Annotated in this window: 17 protein-coding genes; 8 read left to right on the top strand and 9 right to left on the bottom strand. The window is 62.0% G+C overall.

Annotated features, from left to right (window positions below; translation table 11 throughout):
• Positions 1-113 precede the first annotated feature (113 nt).
• On the top strand, positions 114-1,103 hold the full coding sequence (locus tag AC515T_RS28935) for an aspartate-semialdehyde dehydrogenase (protein ID WP_496530935.1): 990 nt from the start codon (positions 114-116) through the stop codon (positions 1,101-1,103).
• Between the two features lie 52 nt (positions 1,104-1,155).
• Here the strand turns inward: AC515T_RS28935 and AC515T_RS28930 are convergent, their stop codons facing one another.
• Positions 1,156-3,369, bottom strand: a complete 2,214-nt coding sequence (locus tag AC515T_RS28930) for an LTA synthase family protein (RefSeq protein ID WP_496530934.1) — start codon at positions 3,367-3,369, stop codon at positions 1,156-1,158.
• Positions 3,370-3,705: 336 nt separating this feature from the next.
• Here AC515T_RS28930 and AC515T_RS28925 point away from each other — a divergent pair, with 336 nt between their 5' ends.
• Positions 3,706-4,608, top strand: coding sequence for a LysR family transcriptional regulator (locus AC515T_RS28925; protein WP_496530933.1), 903 nt, complete (start codon positions 3,706-3,708; stop codon positions 4,606-4,608).
• A gap of 125 nt (positions 4,609-4,733) precedes the next feature.
• Positions 4,734-5,360, top strand: coding sequence for a glutathione S-transferase family protein (locus tag AC515T_RS28920; RefSeq protein WP_496530932.1), 627 nt, complete (start codon positions 4,734-4,736; stop codon positions 5,358-5,360).
• A gap of 195 nt (positions 5,361-5,555) precedes the next feature.
• Here the strand turns inward: AC515T_RS28920 and AC515T_RS28915 are convergent, their stop codons facing one another.
• The 8 genes from AC515T_RS28915 to AC515T_RS28880 are packed head-to-tail and all read right to left on the bottom strand — an operon-like array spanning position 5,556 to position 14,559.
• Positions 5,556-6,686, bottom strand: coding sequence for a glycosyltransferase family 4 protein (locus tag AC515T_RS28915; protein WP_496530931.1), 1,131 nt, complete (start codon positions 6,684-6,686; stop codon positions 5,556-5,558).
• Positions 6,687-7,817, bottom strand: a complete 1,131-nt coding sequence (locus tag AC515T_RS28910; RefSeq protein ID WP_496530930.1) for a glycosyltransferase family 4 protein — start codon at positions 7,815-7,817, stop codon at positions 6,687-6,689.
• Positions 7,808-9,175, bottom strand: coding sequence for a glycosyltransferase family 4 protein (locus tag AC515T_RS28905; protein ID WP_496530929.1), 1,368 nt, complete (start codon positions 9,173-9,175; stop codon positions 7,808-7,810). Before AC515T_RS28905 ends, AC515T_RS28910 begins: the two co-directional genes overlap by 10 nt.
• On the bottom strand, positions 9,172-10,437 hold the full coding sequence (locus AC515T_RS28900) for an ABC transporter ATP-binding protein (protein WP_496530928.1): 1,266 nt from the start codon (positions 10,435-10,437) through the stop codon (positions 9,172-9,174). The genes AC515T_RS28905 and AC515T_RS28900 overlap by 4 nt, the downstream gene beginning before the upstream one ends.
• A complete protein-coding gene (locus tag AC515T_RS28895) occupies positions 10,437-11,234 on the bottom strand; it encodes an ABC transporter permease (RefSeq protein ID WP_496530927.1) in 798 nt (265 codons plus the stop codon). Before AC515T_RS28895 ends, AC515T_RS28900 begins: the two co-directional genes overlap by 1 nt.
• Complete coding sequence (locus tag AC515T_RS28890) at positions 11,234-12,676, bottom strand: mannose-1-phosphate guanylyltransferase/mannose-6-phosphate isomerase (protein WP_496530926.1); 1,443 nt, start codon at positions 12,674-12,676, stop codon at positions 11,234-11,236. Before AC515T_RS28890 ends, AC515T_RS28895 begins: the two co-directional genes overlap by 1 nt.
• 3 nt (positions 12,677-12,679) lie before the next feature.
• Entirely contained in the window at positions 12,680-13,648 is a 969-nt protein-coding gene (gmd, locus tag AC515T_RS28885; RefSeq protein WP_496530925.1) for a GDP-mannose 4,6-dehydratase, read from the bottom strand.
• On the bottom strand, positions 13,645-14,559 hold the full coding sequence (locus AC515T_RS28880; RefSeq protein WP_496530924.1) for a GDP-mannose 4,6-dehydratase: 915 nt from the start codon (positions 14,557-14,559) through the stop codon (positions 13,645-13,647). The genes gmd and AC515T_RS28880 overlap by 4 nt, the downstream gene beginning before the upstream one ends.
• A 425-nt stretch (positions 14,560-14,984) precedes the next feature.
• Between AC515T_RS28880 and AC515T_RS28875 the strand changes: the two genes are divergently transcribed.
• The 5 genes from AC515T_RS28875 to AC515T_RS28855 are packed head-to-tail and all read left to right on the top strand — an operon-like array spanning position 14,985 to position 20,716.
• The gene (locus AC515T_RS28875; protein ID WP_496530923.1) at positions 14,985-16,604 is read left to right on the top strand and encodes a glycosyltransferase; all 1,620 of its coding nucleotides are present in this window, start codon (positions 14,985-14,987) and stop codon (positions 16,602-16,604) included.
• Positions 16,598-17,890, top strand: a complete 1,293-nt coding sequence (locus tag AC515T_RS28870; RefSeq protein ID WP_496530922.1) for a glycosyltransferase — start codon at positions 16,598-16,600, stop codon at positions 17,888-17,890. The genes AC515T_RS28875 and AC515T_RS28870 overlap by 7 nt, the downstream gene beginning before the upstream one ends.
• On the top strand, positions 17,887-18,759 hold the full coding sequence (locus AC515T_RS28865; protein WP_496530921.1) for a class I SAM-dependent methyltransferase: 873 nt from the start codon (positions 17,887-17,889) through the stop codon (positions 18,757-18,759). Before AC515T_RS28870 ends, AC515T_RS28865 begins: the two co-directional genes overlap by 4 nt.
• Positions 18,756-19,910 carry an acyltransferase family protein gene (locus tag AC515T_RS28860; protein WP_496530920.1) on the top strand — a complete coding sequence of 385 codons (1,155 nt, stop codon included), beginning with the start codon at positions 18,756-18,758 and terminating at the stop codon, positions 19,908-19,910. The genes AC515T_RS28865 and AC515T_RS28860 overlap by 4 nt, the downstream gene beginning before the upstream one ends.
• The gene (locus AC515T_RS28855) at positions 19,904-20,716 is read left to right on the top strand and encodes a class I SAM-dependent methyltransferase (protein WP_496530919.1); all 813 of its coding nucleotides are present in this window, start codon (positions 19,904-19,906) and stop codon (positions 20,714-20,716) included. The genes AC515T_RS28860 and AC515T_RS28855 overlap by 7 nt, the downstream gene beginning before the upstream one ends.
• The last annotated feature ends 79 nt before the right edge of the window (positions 20,717-20,795 follow it).

Genomic DNA, 20,795 nt, shown 5'->3' with positions numbered 1-20,795 from the left:
TTATTGTCTTGCGCTGCACTGTAGCGGACAGGCCCGTCTCCCTACAATCGATCCCAGGCAATCAGGAAAACCAAGACGGTTGAGCCTTTGCACAGGTGGATAAGGGACGGGAAATGAAGAAAGTCGCCGTGGTGGGCTGCACCGGTGCAGTGGGCATGACCATGCTGCAATTGCTTGAAGATACCGATTATGAAGTGCGGTGCATGGCCTCGGGCCGTTCGGCCGGCAAGCGCTTGAAGGTGGGTCATGTCGAACACCTGATCGAAGCCTTTTCGGTCGAGAGTTGTGCCTCGTGCGATATCGTCTTCCTGTGTGTTTCCGGGGCCTTTGCCCTGGAATACGGCGAGCGTCTGGCTGAGAACGCCTATGTCATCGATAACTCCTCGGCCTTCCGTTATCACCCGGCGATTCCGCTACTGGTGCCACCCATCAACGGTCAGCGTTACAAGGGTGAAAAACTGATCGCCAACCCCAATTGCTCCTCTGCTATTGCGTTGATGGTGCTGGGTCCGCTGCATGACGCGTTCGGGCTGCAGAGCGCGATCATTTCTACGTATCAGGCGGCCAGTGGGGCAGGGCAGCCGGCGATGCTGGAGCTGCGGGAGAAGGCCAAGTCCTTCAGCGACTATGGCGACCGCGATGACAGCGAGTACTTCGCCCATAACCTGGCCTTCAACGTGATTCCCCAGGTCGATTCGTTCGAAGCCAATGGTTACACCCGCGAAGAAATGAAAGTGGTCTGGGAGTTGCGCAAGGTGCTCGACGAACCGACGCTGGCGATCAGCACGACCGCGGTGCGGGTGCCGACCTTGCGCTCCCATGCCGAGAGCCTCAGCCTGCGGTTCAACACACCCATCCAGTCGCTGGAGCAGGTGCGCGAACTGTTACGCAACGCACCGGGGGTTGAAGTGGTGGACGAGCCGGAGTACGGCGCTTATCCGATGCCCATGACTTCAACCTACAAGCACGCGGTGGAAGTCGGGCGGATTCGCTACAACCTGATCTATGGCGAGTACGGGTTGGACTTGTTCATCAGCGGCGACCAGTTACTGCGAGGAGCCGCATTGAACGCGTTCGAAATCATGCAATTGATCAAGCATTGATCAAGTCCACCTCGGACATGAAAACGCGCAACCATGGCTGCGCGTTTTTTGTTCAGCTGGATTGGGCCTCGCTGTCTTCCTGCATATCGTCCAGGTATTGCGGCTGATCCGTCTGGTCCGGCAGTTCGGTCACGACGCTGAAGTCGCTGATCTCGATGGCGCCGACCCCATGACCGAGCAAATGGAAGGAAAACGCCTTGCGCTGTTGCGGGTTGTCGAAACTGATGTTCATCACCAGGGGCTGGTCGGGTGTCACCGCCACCTCGGTCGGCAGGTCCATCGACACATCCTGCTCGAACTCCTTGGCCTTGAGGGATATGTAGGCGGCATGGTCAGCCTCCACGGTGCGGATGGTCAGGCTGACGCGGGTCTGTGAACCCTTGGGCATTTCCAGGTATTGGGCACCGATCAGGTTGTCGGTCCAGTCGTTGGTGACCTGGGCCGGCAGCGGGATTTGATCGGCGCTGCCGAACTGATAATGCTGGTTCAGGGGCGTGCGCAACAGAGTCTGGTCCAGGGCCGTGGCCCGGGCGCTGATCAATCGGGCGCGCTGGCCGCTGTATTGCCCGCCGTAGGTGGCGCGGTCGGCGATGAAGCCTGGGCTGCTGTAGTAACGGCAATGCTGGAGGAAATCGCACTCGGTAAACGTGGCCTTGCCGTCGTGGTAGCGCAGCTTGCCGTTGGTGAACGACATGATTTCCCGGCCCGTCGGGTAGTCCCTGAACAGCGAGCGACCGGACAACGACATGGGCACCGTAAAACCGAAGTAATCGAGGATCGAGGCGGTCAGGTCCACATGGCCGTAGGTGCCTGACTTGATCCGGGGCAACGGTTCCGGCGCCAGCGTCAGGTTGAACCCCCAGGACGAGGCCAGCCGCACATCGTCGATGCCATGGGATTCGTCCGAGGTGATGACCACCAGGGTGTTGTCCAGGATGCCCTGGCGTTCGAGGCCCGCCAGGAAGCTCGCCAGTGCGTCGTCCAGGTAACCCACCGCTGCCTGCTTGGCGGTGTCGTAGCGTTGCAGGTAGTCATCCGGCGCCGAGTAGGGCTGATGCGTGCCCACGGTCAGCAAGGTCAGCATCCAGGGCTTGTCGGCTTGTTGCAGTTGCCCGACGTAGTCCAGCGCGCCTTCGAAGAAGGTCTTGTCGTCCTTGCCCCAGGGGAATTCCAGATAGGCGGGGCGGGTGAACCACTCCATGCCCAGGGTCGTGTCGAAGCCGATGTGCGGCATGATCCGGTCCTTGGCCATGAACCGCAGGCCCGCGCCCTGGAGGAAATGCGTGGAAAAGCCGTTCTGGCGCAACTGGGCCGGCAGGCAGGCTTGGTTGCGCTGGGTCTGGTTGAGCATTTCGACGCCTTTGGGCGTGCCGTCGTCGAGCTTGTCGTAGTCGCCACACAGCATCGCGTACAAACCACGGATGGTCTGGTGGCTGTGCAGGACGTAATCGGGGGTGTTCATGCCGCGCTCGGCCCAGGCGCTGAGGTGCGGCATCAGGTTGTCCTGGTAGCTGCTTTTCAAGGCTTGGCGGTTGGCGCTTACATAGGCGCCGGGAATGCCCTCCAGGGCGATGATCAGGACATTGCGCGCTCGCCCCGGTTCGGCCAGCAGCCTGTTGCCATCGAGGTCCAGGCGGGTCAGCCCCGCCATGGGTGGGGCGGGGTCCACGGCATCGCCGTCGAGCCATTGCCGGGCTTGGTCCTGCCCGGCGGCGATACCTGCGGTGACGAGTTGGTGAGGCAGGTTGAACACGTTCCATTGGTCCGCTTCACTGGGACGCCAGGCTTGCAGCGCGCCATGGCTCAGCAGGAGTAACACCGGCACGGCCCAGGCGTGGCGCGGCAAGCGTGGCGACAGGCGTGGGCGGCGGGTCCATTGGGTCACCAGCCAGAACGCCAGCGCAGCCAACTGGATCGCGGCCAGCCACGGATGGGCGAAGCCGCCGCTGGTGGAGTTTTCAACGAACTGCGGGTCGGTCAGGTAATGAATGTCCGAAGGATTGGGCATCCGCCCGACCGCACTGACCAACTCGATGCTGGCCAGTGTCAACGCGCTCCAGGCCAGCAATACTGGCAGTACCAGCCACCAGGGACGACGGTAAAGCAGCGCGATCATTAATCCACCGATGCCCAGGTCCGATAGATAGCCCAGCGGGTCGGACCAGCCCAAGGCGAGACGCAGGCCCATGGGGACGAGTAATACGCAGCCAATCAGGGTGATAAGGGCGGCGCGAGGGTGGGTTGAAGCGCGATAAATAATATTCACAAGAAACAGGCCTTTCGGTTGAAGCCAATCCATTGAACAACACCACTCACCCGGTGGGAGCGAGCTTGCTCGCGATAGCGGTATGTCAGTCCATATGGATTGCGGCTGACCCGACGCTATCGCGAGCAAGCTCGCTCCCACCGGGGAGTCTTCCTTCGGTCATGAAATTGTCATAAGGAGGGATGGTACCAAGGGCTGCCGCCCCTGGACGGGCCAATGTCCCGGTGTCTGGCTGCGCTACGCTGTGGTTCACTGGCGCAGGCCTCTACAATGGCCGCGTGGCGCTGTTTTAAGGCGCGCGGAAAACTTGTATCAGGATTTCTCATCGGGGGATGGATGGACAGGTTCCAGGAAATGCAGGTTTTTCTCGCCGTGGCCCAGGAGTCGGGATTCTCGGCGGCGGCGCGGCGCCTGGGCCTGTCGGCGGCCAGTGTCACGCGGGCGGTGGCGGGGTTGGAGCAACGTATCGGCACGCCATTGCTGGTGCGCACTACTCGCAATGTGTACTTGAGCGAAGCCGGCCAGCGCTTTCTCGAGGACTGTCGGCGGATCCTGAGCGATTTGCAGGAAGCCGAGGATTCGGCGGCCGGCAGTCACGTCCAGCCCCGCGGGCAATTGACGATTACCGCGCCGGTGCTGTTTGGCCAGTTGTTCGTCACGCCGTTGCTGGTGGATTACCTGCACCGGTTCCCCGAGGTCAGCATTAACGCCTTGTTGTTGGATCGTACGGTCAGCCTGGTGGAGGAGGGCATCGACGTTGCCCTGCGCATTGGCGAGCTGCCGGACAGCAACCTGCACGCCGTGCGGGTCGGTGAAGTGCGGCGAGTGGTGTGCGGCTCCCCGGATTTCTTCGCACGCCACGGGCGGCCCCGGCATCCGGATGACCTAGAGCAAATGCCCGTGGTGGCGTCGTCGGCCACTGGCCAGGTCAAAAGCTGGACCTTCATCGATTCAGGCCAACCGTTGTCCGTCCGACCCGTGCCTCGGCTGGTGGTGACGGCCAACCAGGCGGCAATCACCGCCGCCTGCCAGGGGCTGGGAATGACGCGAGTTCTGTCTTACCAGGTGGCGGGCAATGTGGCCGCCGGTGAACTGGAAATCGTCCTGGCCGATTTCGAGTTGCCACCTCTGCCGATCCATGTGGTGTACCAGGGCGGACGCAACGCGCCGGTGCGGGTCCGCAGTTTTGTCGACTTCGTCGTCAGCGCGTTGCGCGAACATCCGGCCTTGAGCGGCTGAAGTATTATTTCCCTGGCTGAAACAATGGATTGCATTTGCGGGTGATTCTCTTGTGTTGGCCCGGAGCGGAAGATGACCCCATCGACGCCGTTGTGCTGATGGCGTCACTTCCAGCGGAGTCGACCATGAACCCTATCAAGCACTATCACTTCCCGCTTTCCGGCCATTCCCATCGCGTCCAACTGATGCTTTCGCTGCTCGGGTTACCGGTCGAGGAGGTCTTCGTCGACCTGGCCAAGGGCGCGCACAAACAGGCGGATTTCCTCGCGCTCAATGCGTTTGGCCAGGTGCCGGTCATTGCCGATGACGGTGTGGTGCTGGCGGATTCCAACGCGATCCTGGTGTACCTGGCGCATAAATATGGCAAGGGCCGCTGGCTTCCCACCGATCCGGTCGGCGCCGCCCGGGTGCAGCGCTGGTTGTCGGCGGCGGCCGGACCGATCCATGCGGGGCCGGCCACGGCGCGACTGATCACGGTGTTTGGCGCGGCCTACAACGCCGAGGATGTGATTGCCCGTTCTCACACTGTGTTGAAAGTCATTGATCAGGAATTGAGCAGCCGTGCTTTTCTGGCGGGAGATACGGTGACCGTCGCGGACATCGCCGGCTACAGCTACATCGCCCACGCACCGGAAGGCAATGTGTCGTTGGAGGACTATGCCAACGTGCGGGCCTGGCTGGCACGGATCGAAGCCTTGCCCGGGTTCGTGGGCATGCCGCGTACGGTTGTCGGGTTGCAAAAGCACGCCTGAGCATTTGAATGGGGGGCTGTGTGGCGAGGGAGCTTGCTCCCGCTGGGTTGCGAAGCAACCCCCTGAAAAGGGCGCGCGGTGTGCCTGGCATGGCTGCGGTGTCGGCTTTGGGGCTGCTGCGCAGCCCAGCGGGAGCAAGCTCCCTCGCCACAGGGTGAGCTATGTCCCGGTAGAAACACGGATCCAGTTGGGGGATCAGGCATAGGAAAGCGCCTTTTCCTCCAGCAGTTCCTCGTACAACTGCACCCATTTTTGGCCCATCTCTTCGGACGTGAACAGCTGGCGGTAACGAGCTTCAGCCCTGGCGCCCATTGCCTGGGCCTGCGTCGGGTTTTCCCACAGGGTGCGCATCGCCTCGCGGAATGCCTCGGGGTTGCTCGGGGGCACCACCAGGCCGGTTTCGTCATTGATATTGATGTAGCTGGTGCCGGTGCCGATTTCGCTGGAAATCATCGGCTTGCCGAACATCGCGCCTTCGAGCAGGGAGATGCCAAAGGCTTCGGAGCGCAGGTGCGAAGGGAACACGATGGCATAACTCAGTTCCAGCAATGCGACCTTGTCTTCGTCTCCCAGGCGTCCGAGGAAATGCAGGTTGCGCAGGCCCAGTGCAGCGGCCTGGGCATGCAGTTGTGTTTCCAGTGGGCCGGCGCCCACGATGACCACGGGGTAATCCACGCCTTTGAGGGCGTCGAGCAGGATGTGCAGGCCTTTGTAATAACGCATCACCCCCACGAACAAAAAGAAGCGCTCGCCCAGTTTTGCTTTCCACATAGCCATGCGTTCGGCGTCAGCCTGTGGATAACTGCTCTTGTTCAGCCCGTAGGTGATGACCCGGGTCTTGGCACGGTATTCCTTGAGCACATCGCTGGTATGAACATAGTTCGGCGAGGCCGCGACGATACGATCAGCGCCGTCCAGGAAGCGTCGCATCAGCGGCCGATAGAGCTTGAGCAGGTGTCGCTGGCGCACGATGTCGGAATGGTAGGTCACGACGTAAGGTTTTTTCACGGCACTGCAAAAGTGCACCAAGTCCATGAACGGCCAAGGGAAGTGGTAATTGATCACGTCCGCTTCGGCGGCCAGCTCACGGAATTTCTTGAAAACGCTGTAGGAGAAACCGGTGGACGCCAGTTGGAAGTCCATTCGGGCTTGATGCACGACATGCTGACGGATCTTGATCGGCTCGGGGGCCGGCTGCCTGCTCAGGGCCAACACGGTGTTATCGATACTCAACCGGTCAGTGCTGTCGCACAGCTGGAAGATGACCTGTTCGATGCCGCCCATGGAGTCTGGCAAATAGGTTTTGTAAAAGTGCAGGACTCGCATTCAACCTCCCAAGACCTGGCGATACGCGTGGGCAGTGACTTTTGCACAGCGTTCCCAGGAAAACAGCGCGGCTTGTTGTAATCCCGCTTCCCGACATGCCTGCCAGTGCAGGCGATCTTCAATCAAGCGCGCCATGGCGTCGCGCATGCCTTGCGGATCGTCGGACTCGCAATAGACACCGGCTGGCCCGGCCACTTCCGGCATCGCCGAGCAGCGGGTGGTGATCACCGGCGTGCCACTGGCCATGGCTTCAAGCACCGGCAGGCCAAAGCCTTCGTAGTACGACGGGAACACCAGTGCCCGTGCCCCCGCCAACAGTTGGGCGACCTGTTCGTCAGGCAGATAACCCGCCAGACAAACATGACCGCCAGCCAGGGCGCGTTTCAACTCATCATTGAGCTGTGCCTGCTGCCATCCGCTCATTCCTACGATGAACAAAGGAAAGGTCTGACGCACGGACTCAGGGAGCCCGGCATGGGCGCGCAGGGCCAACGACAGGTTCTTGCGTGGCTCCAGGGTGCCGACGCAGAGAAAGTATCGGCCGTACTCCAGGCCATGGGCCTTGAGCACGGTGTCGATCGCTTCCGGTTCGCGCGGGTGGAAACGTGCCGCTACGCCCAGCGGCGCGACCTGCAGGCGCTCGGCGGGCAGGCCGAAATGCTGCTGGGCTTCATCGGCGATGAACTGTGAGTCGGTCAGGATCAGTTGCGCCTGTTCCACCGCGCGGCTGAGCCGTCGCTCGATTTCCTTCAGGCGTGCCGGCGGTTGCGTCTCGGGGTAACGCAGGTGCGTGAGGTCATGGAGGGTGATCACCGTCGGCCCTTCGAAGGCCAGCGGCCAAAGGCTGGGTTCGTGATACAGGTCGATAGCCTTCGAACGACTTTGATCGAAGCGTTTCTGTTCCAGCCAGCGCCGCGCCTGATAGGCGCCCGGAACCCGTCGCAGCAAGGGGCTGAGTTTTGAATAACCAGGCTTGGCTGTTGGCGGCAACTGCGGGCTCCAGCCCCAACCGTGGAACAGGGACAACTGAACATCCGGCTCCCGGGCCAAGGCCGTCGCCAGTTCGGCTACGTAGTGGCCGATGCCGGTGCGTGGCGCCTGCAGAATGCGCGCGTTGAGGGCTATCCGCATGCTGTTTCCCTGTCGACGATGGCTTCGTCGATGTGTCGCTCGATCCGCTCCACCAATTGCGCACTGGCCTGGCGCCAACTCAGCCATTGCCATTGATCCAGGTTGCGCTTGGCCGGAAATACCCCGGTGTGTTCCATGTCGATGACCAGGTCCGCCAGGCTTTGGGGTTCAGCGAGATCGAAGTAGGCCATGAAGTCACCGCCGATTTCTCGAAACACCGCGATGTCGCTGCCCATGGCCGGCAAGCCGCGTTGCATGGCCTCCACCAACGGCAGGCCGAAGCCCTCCACGTAGGACGGGAACACCAGCGCAGTGGCATGTCGATAGGCGTGTTCCAGGCTATGGTCCGCCAGGTTGTTGAACATGAACAGACGGCTGTCGAGTTGTGGATGACGCTCGATACGTTCGATCAGGGCCTCGCACTTCCAACCGATCTTCCCGACGATGCATAACCGCGCCTGTGAACCGGCGGCCCAGGCCCGCTCGAATGCGTCGATCAGGTAGGCGTGGTTTTTCCGCGGCTCGATGGTGCTGACCATCAGGAACACCGGTTCGGGGCGCTTGAACAGGCGCAGCAGGTTGGGGTCGACGGGTTGAGTGGCGTCAATCAGGTCCAGTTCGCTGCCCAGGTGGAAATAGTCGAACCAGCGCTCGCGCACCTGTTGTTCGCCAATGCGCCGGACCATTTCCTGGCGAAGCTGGTCGCGGATGGTGGTGGAGATGGCGATGTAGCCGTCGGCGGTGCGGGCGATCCAATCGAACCAACGGTTGAACACCCTCACCAGCCCGGCGTCGCAGAATTGTGGATGGGTCAGGGGAATCAGGTCGTAGACCACCGAGATGATCCCGACGCCATCACGCTTGAGCTGTTCGGCCAGAGGAAAGAAATCGGCGTGCCAGGAGGAGTCCAGCAACACCAACTGGTCCCCGGCCCGGTGTTGTAGCGGCACGATGCGCGCCGGGATTTGCCGGTGCCTGAGAAGCAGATTGAGCAGACGAATCGGGAGGCTCAGGCAGCCAAAGACAAACAGCCGACAGCCGACATATAGCAGGCGGCGAGCCCAGACCGACTGGCTGAAGGGGAAGCGCGATTCCAGCGTCCGGTGCCTGAGCCAGAACAGATTGGCTGCTTGCTCCAGCCGTGCGCGCAGGCTGGCCAGGTCCCATGCTTTTTTGGGCGGTGGTGCCAGGCTTTTAACCTCGTAGAGCTTGCCTTGCAGCATCACGACGGGAATGCATTCGCGCTCCAGGTCTTTGGCGGGCAGCTCGCGGATGACATTGCGCACGACCCTCTGGATCCCGGAGTTTGCCTTTGGATTTTCATAGACATAGGTGCATTCCACCAACAGACGGCTCATGGCAACTCCTTTTGCGGCAACGCCTCGACGGCAGTCTGGCTCGAACGCTGGATACTGGTCCGGGCCTGGAGCCAGGAACAGCCGACGAAATCCTCCTGGCGATTATTGATGACGTGAAACACCAACCCGTAGTCGCGCCATTCGAAATTACGGTCCAGGTGCGAGTCCAGCCGCGACAGGCTGAGCGCGACGGAGTAATTGCCCTTGCCCAGGCGCATGTCGAAGCTGAAACGGAAGGTGATCTGTTCGCCGGCCTTGAGGTCGGTCACGGCTTTGTCCTGGCGATGGGTGTTGATGCCGTACATGGGCTGGCCAAGCCGGTCCTTGATCAAAAAGCCCAGCACCAGCCGCTCGATGTCCTGGCGGATTTCAACCCGTACTTGCAACACCATCGGCTGGCCGATCTCGGCCACTTCCACCGACTGCCCCTGGCTGTTGAGCAGTTGCACATCGACGATGCCGGCCTCGCCGGTGCCGGAAATGGTGCGGACCTGGCCGTTGGCGAGCATCTCCTGGCGAACCACCTGGCCCTCGCGCTGGGCCAGCATCGCGTTGTAGTAATCCATCACCTCTTCCGGCTTGCCGCGCATGGCCATGCGCCCGTGTTCAAGCAGGATGGCGGTGTCGCAGATCGACTGGATCGCCGAGCGATCGTGGGACACGATCAGCAGCGTGGTGCCGGCCTTGCGGAAGCTGCGGATGCGTTCGAAGCTCTTGTGTTGGAAGTAGGCATCGCCCACCGACAGCGCTTCGTCGACGATCAGGATGTCCGGGCGCCGGGCGGTGGCGACGCTGAACGCCAGGCGCATCTGCATGCCGCTGGAGTAGGTGCGTACCGGCTGGTCGATGGCCTCGCCGATTTCGGCGAATCCCTCGATCTCGGGCATCAAGGCTTCGATTTCCTCCACTTGCATGCCCAGCAACTGGCCGGCCATGAATGCGTTCTGGCGGCCGGTGAAGTCGGGATGAAAGCCCATGCCCAATTCCAGTAACGCGGCGACGCGGCCTTGCAACTGGATGTGACCGCAGGTGGGTTGGGTGGTGCCGGTGATCATCTTGAGCAAGGTGCTTTTGCCGGCACCGTTGACCCCGACGATGCCGACGGCTTCCCCGGGCTGGATCTCGAAATCCACACCTTGCAGGATCCAGTGCAGTTGATGGCGCTGGCGGGAAAAGGGGATCAACCACTCGAACAGCCGGCTCCAGCGGTTCGGGTACTGCTTGTAGGCCTTGCCCAGGCCGGTGACGCGCAAATGCCCCATCAGAGTTCATCCACCATTTCACCGCCGCGCCGGCGAAACATGCGCAGGCCCAAGGCGCACAACAACAGGGCGACCACCAGCAATGGCACCAGCGAGCTCCAGACCGGCCACTGGTTGTAGAGAAACAGGTTCTGGTAGCTCTGCATCAAGGCGGTCATGGGGTTGAAGGCGAGCAGGTGCTGGATCGATGGCGGCAGGATGCTCATCGGGTAAACGATCGGCGTGAGCCAGAACCAGAATTGCAGGCAAATGCCAAACAACTGCCCGACATCGCGGAAAAACACATTGAGGATTCCCAGCAGCATGCCCAGCCCGGCGGCGAACATCACTTGCAGGGCCAGCAGCGGCACCAGGGCCAGCAAGGTCATGCCTGGCCAGCGCCCGGTGATCAGCAGGAAGCCGAGGAACAACCCGAGGATGATCGCGAAGTTGATCCCGGCGTTGAACAGCACGATCACCGGCAGGCAGATCCGGGGGAAGCTGATCTTTTTCAGCAGGTTGGCGTTTTCCAGGAACATGCCCTGGCTGCGGGTGGTGATTTCCGCGAACAACCCCCAGGTCAGCAGCCCGGCGCAGAGGTAGACGCTGTAGGCCATGCCATCTTCGACCCCGGGCAGGCGGGCACGCATGATGTGGGAAAAAATCACCGTGTAGACGAGGATCATCGACAACGGGTTGAGCACCGTCCACAACGCGCCGAACAACGAATTGCGATAGCGTGCCTGGAACTCGCGCTTGACGCTGCCAAGGACGAAGCCGCGGTAGCTCCACAGTGTGCGTTGCAAGCTCAGCAACATCAGACGGCCCTGCCGTAATGGTCTTCGAAGCGGACGATGTCGTCTTCCCCGAGGTATTCGCCGCTCTGGACCTCGATGATGACCAGGTCGATGACACCGGGGTTTTCCAGGCGATGCTTGTGGCCGGCGGGTATGAAGGTCGATTCGTTCTTGGCGACCAGGTGCGAGCCCGAGCCGTTGTTGGTGACCTTGGCCATGCCTTCGACCACTACCCAGTGTTCGTTGCGGTGATGGTGCATTTGCAGCGACAGCGACGCGCCAGGCTTGACCACGATGCGCTTGATCTTGAAGCGTGGCCCTTCTTCGAGGACGGTATAACTGCCCCATGGACGGCTGACCGTGCGGTGCAGGCGATAGGCTTCGTGGTCCTTGTCCTTGAGTTGCCGGGCGACGCGGCGAACATCCTGGGCGCGGTCGGCATGGGCCACCAGCACGGCGTCGGCGGTGTCGATGATGATCAGGCTTTCCACGCCCAGGGCGGCCACCAGGCGGCCTTCGCTCTGGACGTAGTTGTTCTGGCTGTCGATAAACAGGGCTTCGCCGGTGGCGCGGTTGTTTTGCCCGTCGGCGGGCACCAGGTCGGCGATGGCGCTCCAGGAACCGATATCGCTCCAATCGAAGGCGGCCGGGATCACCACGACGTTGGCGGAGCGTTCCATCAAGGCATAGTCGATGGAGATGTCTGGCATTTCAGCGAAATGCGCCGCGGACAACTCCTGCTGCACACAACCGGAGGTTTCCACCGCCGTGCTGGCCGTGACACAGGCGCGCGCCTGTTCCAACAGCTCGGGAGCGTGGATATGCAGCTCCGCCAGCAGGGTTTTGACCGAGAAGCAGAACATCCCCGAATTCCACAGGAAGCGACCGCTTTCCAGATAGTGCGTAGCGGTCGGCAAATCGGGTTTTTCGACGAAACGTACGACCTTTGCCGCGCCCTTGGTATCCAGGGGCTGGCCCCGTTCGATATAGCCAAAGCCGGTTTCCGGCGTCGAGGGCAGCACGCCGAAGGTCACCAGATGGCCATTCTTGGCCAGTTCCACGGCATGTTCGACGGATGTCTTGAAGGCCGCCTCGTCCTTGATCAAGTGATCGGCAGGCATGACCACCAGGATCGCCTCGTCGCCGTGCAGAGCCTGCACCGCGAGAGTGGCCGTGGCGATGGCAGGTGCGGTGTTGCGGCCCGTGGGTTCGAGTACGAAGTGGCCGCGATAACGCTCCAGGTGGGCGCTTTGATAGTGGTCGCGGCTTTGGAAGTAGTACTCGCGATTGGTGACGGTGACAATGTCGCCCCGGCCGTCGAACAACCCCGCGGCACGCCGGTAGGTCTTGCTCAGCAGCGACTGGCCGTCGGGCAATAGCATGAACGGCTTGGGATGGCCCTCGCGGGACACCGGCCACAACCTCGTCCCGGCACCGCCGGAAAGAATCACGGGAATGAGCATGGCCTACTCCTTGGCGACGCGTTTCATGTCCGCATCCATCATCATGCGGATCAGGGTGTCGAGGTCGGTCCGGGGTTTCCAGCCCAGGACGCGTTGTGCCTTGGCCGGGTTGCCAAGCAACACCTCGACTTCGGCCGGGCGGAAAAACGCCGGGTCGATCTTGACGAAGTCACGGTAATCCAGGCCCACGTGCTCGAAGGCAATCCTGCACATCTCGCGCACGGTGGTGGTGACGCCGGTGGCCACCACGTAATCGTCGGGGTTGTCCTGTTGCAGCATCAGCCACATGGCCTCGACGTAATCGCCGGCAAAGCCCCAGTCGCGCTTGGCGTCGATATTGCCCAGGCGCAATTCCTGCTGCTTGCCCTGCTTGATGCGCGCAGCGGCATCGGTGACCTTGCGAGTCACGAACTCGATGCCACGCAACGGTGATTCGTGGTTGAACAGGATGCCGCTGCTGGCATGCAGGCCGAAGCTTTCCCGGTAGTTGACGGTGATCCAGTGGCCGTACAGTTTCGCCACGCCATAGGGGCTGCGCGGATAAAACGGGGTGTGCTCGTCCTGTTGCTCGGCCTGGATCAGGCCGAACATTTCGCTGGTGGAGGCTTGGTAGAAGCGGGTCTGCACACTGAACTGGCGAATGGCTTCGAGCAGGTGGGTAACCCCCAGCCCGTCGACGATGCCGGTGGTCACCGGTTGGTCCCAGGAGGCCGCGACGAAACTTTGCGCGGCCAGGTTATATACCTCGTCCGGCGCCGACTTGATCACCGCCCGTTGCACCGAGCAGGCATCGGCCATGTCACCGTCCAGGTAAACGATGTCCTGTTCGATGCCCATCTCTCGCAGCCGCCAGCGCGAGTCGCTGCTTCGTCGCGCCACCAGGCCGTGGACCTTGTAACCCTTGTCGAGCAGCAACTTGGCCAGATACGCGCCGTCCTGGCCGGTGATCCCTGTGATCAGTGCACTTTTCATTCTTGTTGTACCCGTATCTCCCAGTCGGACAGGATCGCCCGCAAGGATTGTTGTGTTGTTGTTTCGGGCGTCCATCCGGTGGCCTGTCGTAGCTTGGCTGGGCTACCACAGACGCGACGCTGTTCTGCGCGGCGAAGTCGCGCAGGGTCCTGGATCAGTTGCACATCGACCTGGGCGATGTCGCCCAGTTGTTCGATCAGGCTGCGAATGCTCTGCTCGCGCCCCGAGCAGATGTTGTAGACCTGCCCCGGGGCGCCTTTGTCCAGCAGGGCCAGGTAGGCCGAAAGCACATCGCCGACATCGAGGAAGTCGCGGGTCACGTCGATATCGCCCACCTGCAGCCGGGCCGGTTGCAGGCCCAGCTTGATCCGGCTGATTTGCCGGGCGGCACTGGCGATGACGAAGCTGTCCTTCTGGCCGGGACCGATGTGATTGAACGGGCGGGCCACCAGCACCGGCCAGCCTTCGCTCATGCCCCATTGCAGGCTCAGCAGTTCGGCCGACAACTTGCTCACGGCATACGGGTTGCGCGGGGCGGGCGGTTGCAGTTCGGTAATCGGTAGGTGGTCTTCGCCGACCTGGCCATAGACATCACCGGAGCTGACATACAGGAACGTCCCGGTGAAACCCCGGGCCTTGAGGGCCTGGAGCAGGTTCAAGGTGCCCATCAGGTTGATGTGCAGGGTGCGCGCCGGATCGCGGAAGGCTTCAGGGACAAAGGTCTGGCCCGCCAGATGGATCACGGCGTCGGGAAGCTCGGGCCAGAGGCCCTCCAGGGTCTTGGCGTCCGTCAGGTCATAGCGCGCGGCGACAGGCATCACCTGCCACGCCGAATCATGACCGTTCAGTCGAGATTTGAGGTGACGTCCAACGAAACCGCTGAGGCCCGTAACGAACAGACGTTTTTTCAAGCACCAGCCCCCTTGACGGTTGCTTCGTCTATTGCGAACTGAGTGGGAAATTTCCGTAAGATCGCGGAAAAATCACCTCAACTCTCAGCCTAGAGAAGCGTTTGTTGTAGTTGTTTGGCTGCCAATCTGTGCCAATTTCGCAGCAATTTCAACAGCGCGAACCGTGACTGGTCAGTTCTCATATTTATAGCGGGTTTATTCACGTCGAGCGGTTCACGAACCCTTGGCGGATGTGTTTAGAATGCCCCTCGTCACGCTGTCCCTGGTTTCGATCTTCAAGATAGACTCCAGGGGCGGACCTTAAAAAAACAAGAACGAGACGGGTAGCAAGATGAACGACGCGTGCGGCCCCCGGGCCGACTCGATGCGTGATTCGACCGTCATGAAGTTGGGCTGCCAGGATGGCGGCGCCATGATGGGATGCCATGAATTTCATTCTTTACTCGGACGTAAACGATCACTCCATCAGCCAGAGCCTTGGCCGCCCTGAGTACAGCTATTACTTCGTGCTCAAGGCCTATCGTCCCGTGCTGGAAAGCCTGGGGCCGGTGCATGTGGTGTCGTCGGTCGCCGAGGTCGATCCGCTGTACCAGACATTGCGGCAGGCCGGGCAGGACTGCTTGTTCCTTTCGTTTTCACCCCCGCACAAGACGCCGTTGGACCTGCTTTGCCCGATGGTCTGCGTGGTGGCCTGGGAGTTCGATTCGATCCCGGCCGAGCACTGGGACGACGACCTGCGGCATGACTGGAGCCGCACGCTGGCCCGTCATGGCCGGGTGATTACCTTGTCCAGCCACACGGCCGAGGCGATCCGTCGGACCTTGGGCGAGGACTTCCCGGTATTGGTACTGCCCACACCGCTGTGGGAGCGTTTCGCGGCGGTTCGGGAGCAATATCCGAGCCTGCCGGTCAACCCGGGAACGACCTTGCAGATCAAGGGCTGCATCATCGACAGCCGACCCCTCGGGCTGTCGGCCGATGGTTTGATCGCGCCGATCATCGAAGCAGTGCCGGAACCAGAACCGGAACCAGAACCGATCATCGAGCCGCCCCTCCTGACTTGGCGGCGGCGTGCATTCATTTCCCGCCATTACCTGCGTGAAGTGATCCGCGCCTTCACCGGCAAGACCGAGCAGGGCCCCGTGTGGCTGTGCAAGCACAACCTGCTGTGCTGGTATCGCGAGGCGGTCCGCGACCTGGTACCCGTACCGGTACGCGTTGCCATCAGCAGGATCCTGAGGGGGCAGGCACCGGCGCCGGCAGCCGTGGAGCCTGTTCCAGAACCTGTCCCTGAGCCGGCGCCACCGAAACATCCCCAGGCCGTTCTGCCGGACACCAGCCAGGTGGTGGAGATCGACGTCAGCGGTGTGGTGTACGTCAGTGTGTTCAACCCCGATGACGGTCGCAAGAACTGGCATCAGTTGATCACCGCCTTCTGTTGGGCCTTGCGCGACGTCGAGGACGCCACGCTGGTGCTGAAAATGACCCAGAACGATCTGTCGACCTACTACGTCGAGTTGCTGACGCTGCTGTCCCAGCTGTCGCCGTTCAGTTGCCGGGTGGTGGTGATGCACGGTTACCTGGAGGACGAACAATTCGCCCGGCTGTACGGCGCGGCGAGTTTCTACGTGAACGCGTCCCGCTGCGAAGGTCTGTGCCTGCCGTTGATGGAGTTCATGTCCTGTGCACGCCCGGTCATCGCGCCGGACCACACGGCGATGCGCGATTACATCGACGCCGAGGTGGCTTTTATCGTCAAGTCCAGCCGCGAACCGACCATCTGGCCGGAAGACTCACGCATTTTGTATCGCACCCTGCGCCATCGGCCCGATTGGGGTTCATTGAAACTCGCCTACCAGCAGAGCTACGCCATGGCCAAGCACCAGCCGCAGGCCTACCAGGCCATGGCCGTTGCCGCGAACGAGCGGATGCGCGGCTATTGCGCATTCGCCCCGGTGCAGCGGCGCCTGGCGGATTTCCTGGCTGGGCCAGGCTGTGACGAAGGGCTGCCGCTGGCGGTCCAGGCAGGTGCCGCCTCATGTTGATCATCATTTATTCGGAAACCAACCAGAGCAACATTCTGGAAAACCTCGGCAAGCCCGAGTACAGCTATTACTTCGTGCTCAAGGAGTTTCGCCCGGTGCTGGGGCGGTTGGGGCGGGTCGTCGAAGTGACTCGGCCTGACGAAGAGGTCGATCAGCTGTACGCCGAGTGCCTGGGGCGTGGCGAGGATTGCGTATTCCTGTCGTTTTCCCCCCCTCATCGCACCGCCGCCCACTACGCCTGCCCGACAATTCCAGTGTTCGCCTGGGAGTTCAGCACCATCCCCACCGAAAGCTGGCAGGGCGAACCCCGGCACGATTGGCGGGTGGTCCTGGGCGCAACCGGCATGGCGATCACCCATTCCAGCTTCACCGTCAACACCGTTCGCGAGGTGATGGGCGCGGACTTCCCCATCGCCGCCATCGCGGCGCCGGTATGGGACCGTTTTGCCGCTCGCGGCGCGATGCTGGCCCAGCGGCCGACGGTGGAGCACATGCGTCTGCAATTGCGGGGCCTGCTGATCGACAGCCGCACCACGGACCTGCGGCCTTATGGCCCACCGGCGCATCAGGCCGGCACGCCGCTGGTGCTGGACGGCCCGGCCGAGGATTGCGAGTTGCTGCTGGACGGTGTGATCTATACCTCCGTCTTCAATCCTTACGACGGGCGCAAGAACTGGAAGGACATGATCAGCGCCTTTTGCGCGACGTTCCGCGATGTTCCCGACGCGACCCTGGTACTCAAGCTGACGCATCACGATGTCACCGCCGCCCTCACCGACATGCTCCATCACGTCTACAAGAACCAGTCGTACCGCTGCCGCGTCGTACTGATTCACGGTTACCTGGCAGACGCGGACTACGAACGGCTGGTGGAAGCCACCCGGTACGTGGTCAACAGTTCCTATGGCGAAGGGCAGTGCCTGCCGCTGATGGAGTTCATGTCCTGCGGCCGTCCTGCGATTGCGCCCCTGAACACGGCGATGGCCGACTACATCGACTACGAAAACGCCTTCATAGTGGATTCGACCGAGGAATTGACCGCCTGGCCCCACGATCCGCGGGCGGCGTATCGGACCCTGCGTTATGTCACCGATTGGGACTCACTGTGCTCGGCCTATCGCGCCAGTTATGACGTGGCCAAAACCGATCCCGAGCGTTATCGCCGCATGTCGGCCCACGCCGTGCGCAGCCTGGAGAAGTTCTGCAGCCAGGCCAATGCCGAGCAGCGTTTGCGGACGTTTTTTGAACAACTGTCCGAGCGGCGCCGGAACGCGGCGCAACCATGATCCGGCGATGGCTGGCCGGGCGTAGGCCAGTGGTGGAGCCGTCGCCACCGCCAGCGGTTGCCGTTTCGCCCCGGGATGCCGGCCTCTACGACGCGATGCTCGACGGCTGGTTTCGCAGTGAAACCGGCGAATTGCTCAAGGGCTTTGCCATCACGGCCGACGATACCTTGCTGGATGTCGGCTGCGGCGAAGGTGTGGCGACGCTGTTTGCGATGCGCCAGGGCGCGTCCGTGATCTTTACCGACAGCGAACAGGACAAGGTGCGCGACCTGGCCCGCCAAGTCGAAGCCCAGGCCGCCGCGCCGTTCCTGGGCCTGGTCAGCAACAGCCTGCCGCTGCCCCTGGCCGATGGCTGCGCGAACAAGATCGTCTGCATGGAAGTGCTCGAACATATCCATGAGCCCGCGCCGTTCATGGCCGAACTGGTGCGCATGGGCCGGCCCGGGGCGCAGTATCTGCTCAGCGTGCCGGCCTCGGTGGGGGAGCATTTGCAGCAAGGCATCGCACCGCCGGGCTACTTTCAAGCGCCCAACCACGTGCAGATTTTCAGTGCCGAACGATTCGCCGCGCTGGTGGAGGACGCCGGCCTGGTGATCGAGCATCGCCAGGCCAGCGGATTTTTCTGGGTCATGGGCATGATTTTCTTCTGGGCCAGCGAACGGGCGGCTGGCCGGGAACTCGAGGGTGCCGTGCGCGACCGTATCCAGGCGCCGTATCCAGCGTTGATGGAGCGTTGGGCGAGTCTCTGGCAGGACGTGCTGACGCAACCCGACGGCTTGGCGATCAAGCAGGTGCTGGACCGGTTCATGCCCAAGAGCCAGGTCATCATTGCCCGCAAACCCGATCCTTCTTCCGGGAGTACTTCATGAGCAGCAAGCGGATCATGGACATCGAGTTGCTGCGTGCCGTTGCGGTGATCGGCGTGCTGTTCCATCACCTGCAAGGCATGCCGTTTCCTGGCGGATGGCCGCGTCTGGCGGCCCTGGCCGAGAGTTTCCAGCTGTGGTGGGGCGTGGATCTGTTCTTCGCGATATCCGGGTTCGTCATCGGGCGCAGCCTGATCCCGCAATTGCGTCGCTGCGACAGCCCCCGGGAATTCTGGGCGGTCACCCGGGAATTCTGGATTCGCCGGGCGTTTCGCCTGTTGCCGTCGGCCTGGCTCTGGCTGTTGCTGGTGTTGTTCGCGGTGTTCTTCCTCAACCGTTCCGGCGCGTTCGGCAGCGTGCAGGCCAACCTGCAGGCGACCCTGGCCGGTTTCCTGCAATTCGCCAACCTGCGTTTTGCCGATGCGTTCATGCAGTATGAATACGGCGCGAGCTTCGTGTACTGGACGCTGTCGCTGGAAGAGCAGTTCTATCTGATCCTGCCGTTGCTGGTGTTCGTTTCGCGTCGCTACCTGGTGTGGGTGCTGCTGGCGGTGGTGCTGGTGCAGTTTTTCACCTGGCGGGCGCTGTGGCTGTCGGTGATTCGTACCGATGCCTTGGCGCTGGGTGTGTTGTTGTCCATCTGGAGCCTGCGGTCCAGCTACTGGCGCTTCGAGCCCACGTGGCTGCGCCGCCCGCCCCTGGGTGTGCTGCTGGTGCTGGGCCTTGGCAGCGTGATGGCCTGGATCGCGACCGAGCACTTCAATTTGTCGTTCTACCGTCTTGGGGTCATTGCCATGCTCAGTGCCGTGCTGGTCTGGGTGGCCTCTTATGATCGGGATTACCTGTTGCCCCGCGGCCGATTGAAAACGGCGCTGACCTGGGTGGGCAGCCGTTCCTATGGGATCTACCTGATCCACATTCCGGTGTTTTTCCTGTTGCGCGAGTTGTGGTTTCGTTTCGCCCCGTTGGGGTCGCCGGACCCGGCAAGCCATCCCTGGCCGGCTTTGGCCTGTGCGTTGTTGCTGATCGCACTGTTGAGCGAGCTCAACTACCGCTGGGTCGAAATGCCCATGCGCAATCGTGGCGCCCAGTTGGTTGAACGCCTGTCCGCCGCCCGAACTGTCCTACCTGTCTCTGGAGCCCCGTCATGCTGAGCCTTTTGAAGAAACTCACCACGGGCACGCCCGCGCCTGCCGAGCCGGTCGCCGAGAAAGTCGACCCGTATATGCTCGGGTTGCACGATGCGATGCTCAGCGGCTGGTTCAACCAGCAAACCGGCGAACTGTTCACGGGTTTCCCGGTGACGCCTGAAGACACGCTGCTGGACGTGGGCTGCGGCGATGGCGGTAACGTGCATTTTTGTGGGATGCGCGGGGCGAAGATCATCATCGCCGACATCGACGCGACCAAGGTCGAAGCCACTCGCCAGCGCTTGAGCGACACCCCTGCGCGCGGCGTCGAGTGCCATGTGACCGACTGCAACCCGCTGCCGATTGCCGATGCCACGGCCACCCGAGTGGTGTCCACCGAAGTGATCGAGCACGTCGACGACCCGGCGCAGTTCCTCGCCGAACTGGTACGGGTCGGCCAGCCCGGCGCGCTGTACCTGCTGAGCGTGCCGCACCCCAGCTCCGAAGACCTGCAAAAGGACATCGCCGCGCCGGAGTACTTCCGCAAGCCCAACCACATTCGCATCATCAGCGAAGAACAGTTCAAGGCGATGGTCAGCGAGGCCGGGCTGGAGGTGTTGAGCCACAGTCAATACGGGTTCTATTGGTCACTGTGGATGCTGTTGTTCTGGGAGGCCAAGGTCGATTTCAGCAACGCCGACCACCCGTTGCTCAATCATTGGGCCGACACCTGGCAAGCGGTGCTGAACTCGCCGCGTGGCCCGCAGATCAAGCAGGCGCTGGATGCGGTGGTGGCCAAGAGTCAGGTGATTATTGCGCGTAAGCCTTGATGGCGCTGTTGAAGCAACCAACCCTGTGGGAGCGAGCTTGCTCGCGATAGCGTTGGATCAGCAGCATGTAGGTTGGCTG

Source organism: Pseudomonas sp. FSO-7 (genome assembly GCF_059579345.1).
This window is presented reverse-complemented; position numbering and strand designations above follow the sequence as displayed.

What these genes read in the sequence shown, in the direction of transcription:
- AC515T_RS28935 (WP_496530935.1), top strand. Translation starts at nt 114, where the DNA reads ATGAAGAAAGTCGCCGTGGTGGGCTGCACCGGTGCAGTGGGCATGACC.
- AC515T_RS28925 (WP_496530933.1), top strand. Translation starts at nt 3,706, where the DNA reads ATGGACAGGTTCCAGGAAATGCAGGTTTTTCTCGCCGTGGCCCAGGAG.
- AC515T_RS28920 (WP_496530932.1), top strand. Translation starts at nt 4,734, where the DNA reads ATGAACCCTATCAAGCACTATCACTTCCCGCTTTCCGGCCATTCCCAT.
- AC515T_RS28915 (WP_496530931.1), bottom strand. Translation starts at nt 6,686, where the DNA reads ATGCGAGTCCTGCACTTTTACAAAACCTATTTGCCAGACTCCATGGGC.
- AC515T_RS28910 (WP_496530930.1), bottom strand. Translation starts at nt 7,817, where the DNA reads ATGCGGATAGCCCTCAACGCGCGCATTCTGCAGGCGCCACGCACCGGC.
- AC515T_RS28905 (WP_496530929.1), bottom strand. Translation starts at nt 9,175, where the DNA reads ATGAGCCGTCTGTTGGTGGAATGCACCTATGTCTATGAAAATCCAAAG.
- AC515T_RS28900 (WP_496530928.1), bottom strand. Translation starts at nt 10,437, where the DNA reads ATGGGGCATTTGCGCGTCACCGGCCTGGGCAAGGCCTACAAGCAGTAC.
- AC515T_RS28895 (WP_496530927.1), bottom strand. Translation starts at nt 11,234, where the DNA reads ATGTTGCTGAGCTTGCAACGCACACTGTGGAGCTACCGCGGCTTCGTC.
- AC515T_RS28890 (WP_496530926.1), bottom strand. Translation starts at nt 12,676, where the DNA reads ATGCTCATTCCCGTGATTCTTTCCGGCGGTGCCGGGACGAGGTTGTGG.
- gmd (WP_496530925.1), bottom strand. Translation starts at nt 13,648, where the DNA reads ATGAAAAGTGCACTGATCACAGGGATCACCGGCCAGGACGGCGCGTAT.
- AC515T_RS28875 (WP_496530923.1), top strand. Translation starts at nt 14,985, where the DNA reads ATGAATTTCATTCTTTACTCGGACGTAAACGATCACTCCATCAGCCAG.
- AC515T_RS28870 (WP_496530922.1), top strand. Translation starts at nt 16,598, where the DNA reads ATGTTGATCATCATTTATTCGGAAACCAACCAGAGCAACATTCTGGAA.
- AC515T_RS28865 (WP_496530921.1), top strand. Translation starts at nt 17,887, where the DNA reads ATGATCCGGCGATGGCTGGCCGGGCGTAGGCCAGTGGTGGAGCCGTCG.
- AC515T_RS28860 (WP_496530920.1), top strand. Translation starts at nt 18,756, where the DNA reads ATGAGCAGCAAGCGGATCATGGACATCGAGTTGCTGCGTGCCGTTGCG.
- AC515T_RS28855 (WP_496530919.1), top strand. Translation starts at nt 19,904, where the DNA reads ATGCTGAGCCTTTTGAAGAAACTCACCACGGGCACGCCCGCGCCTGCC.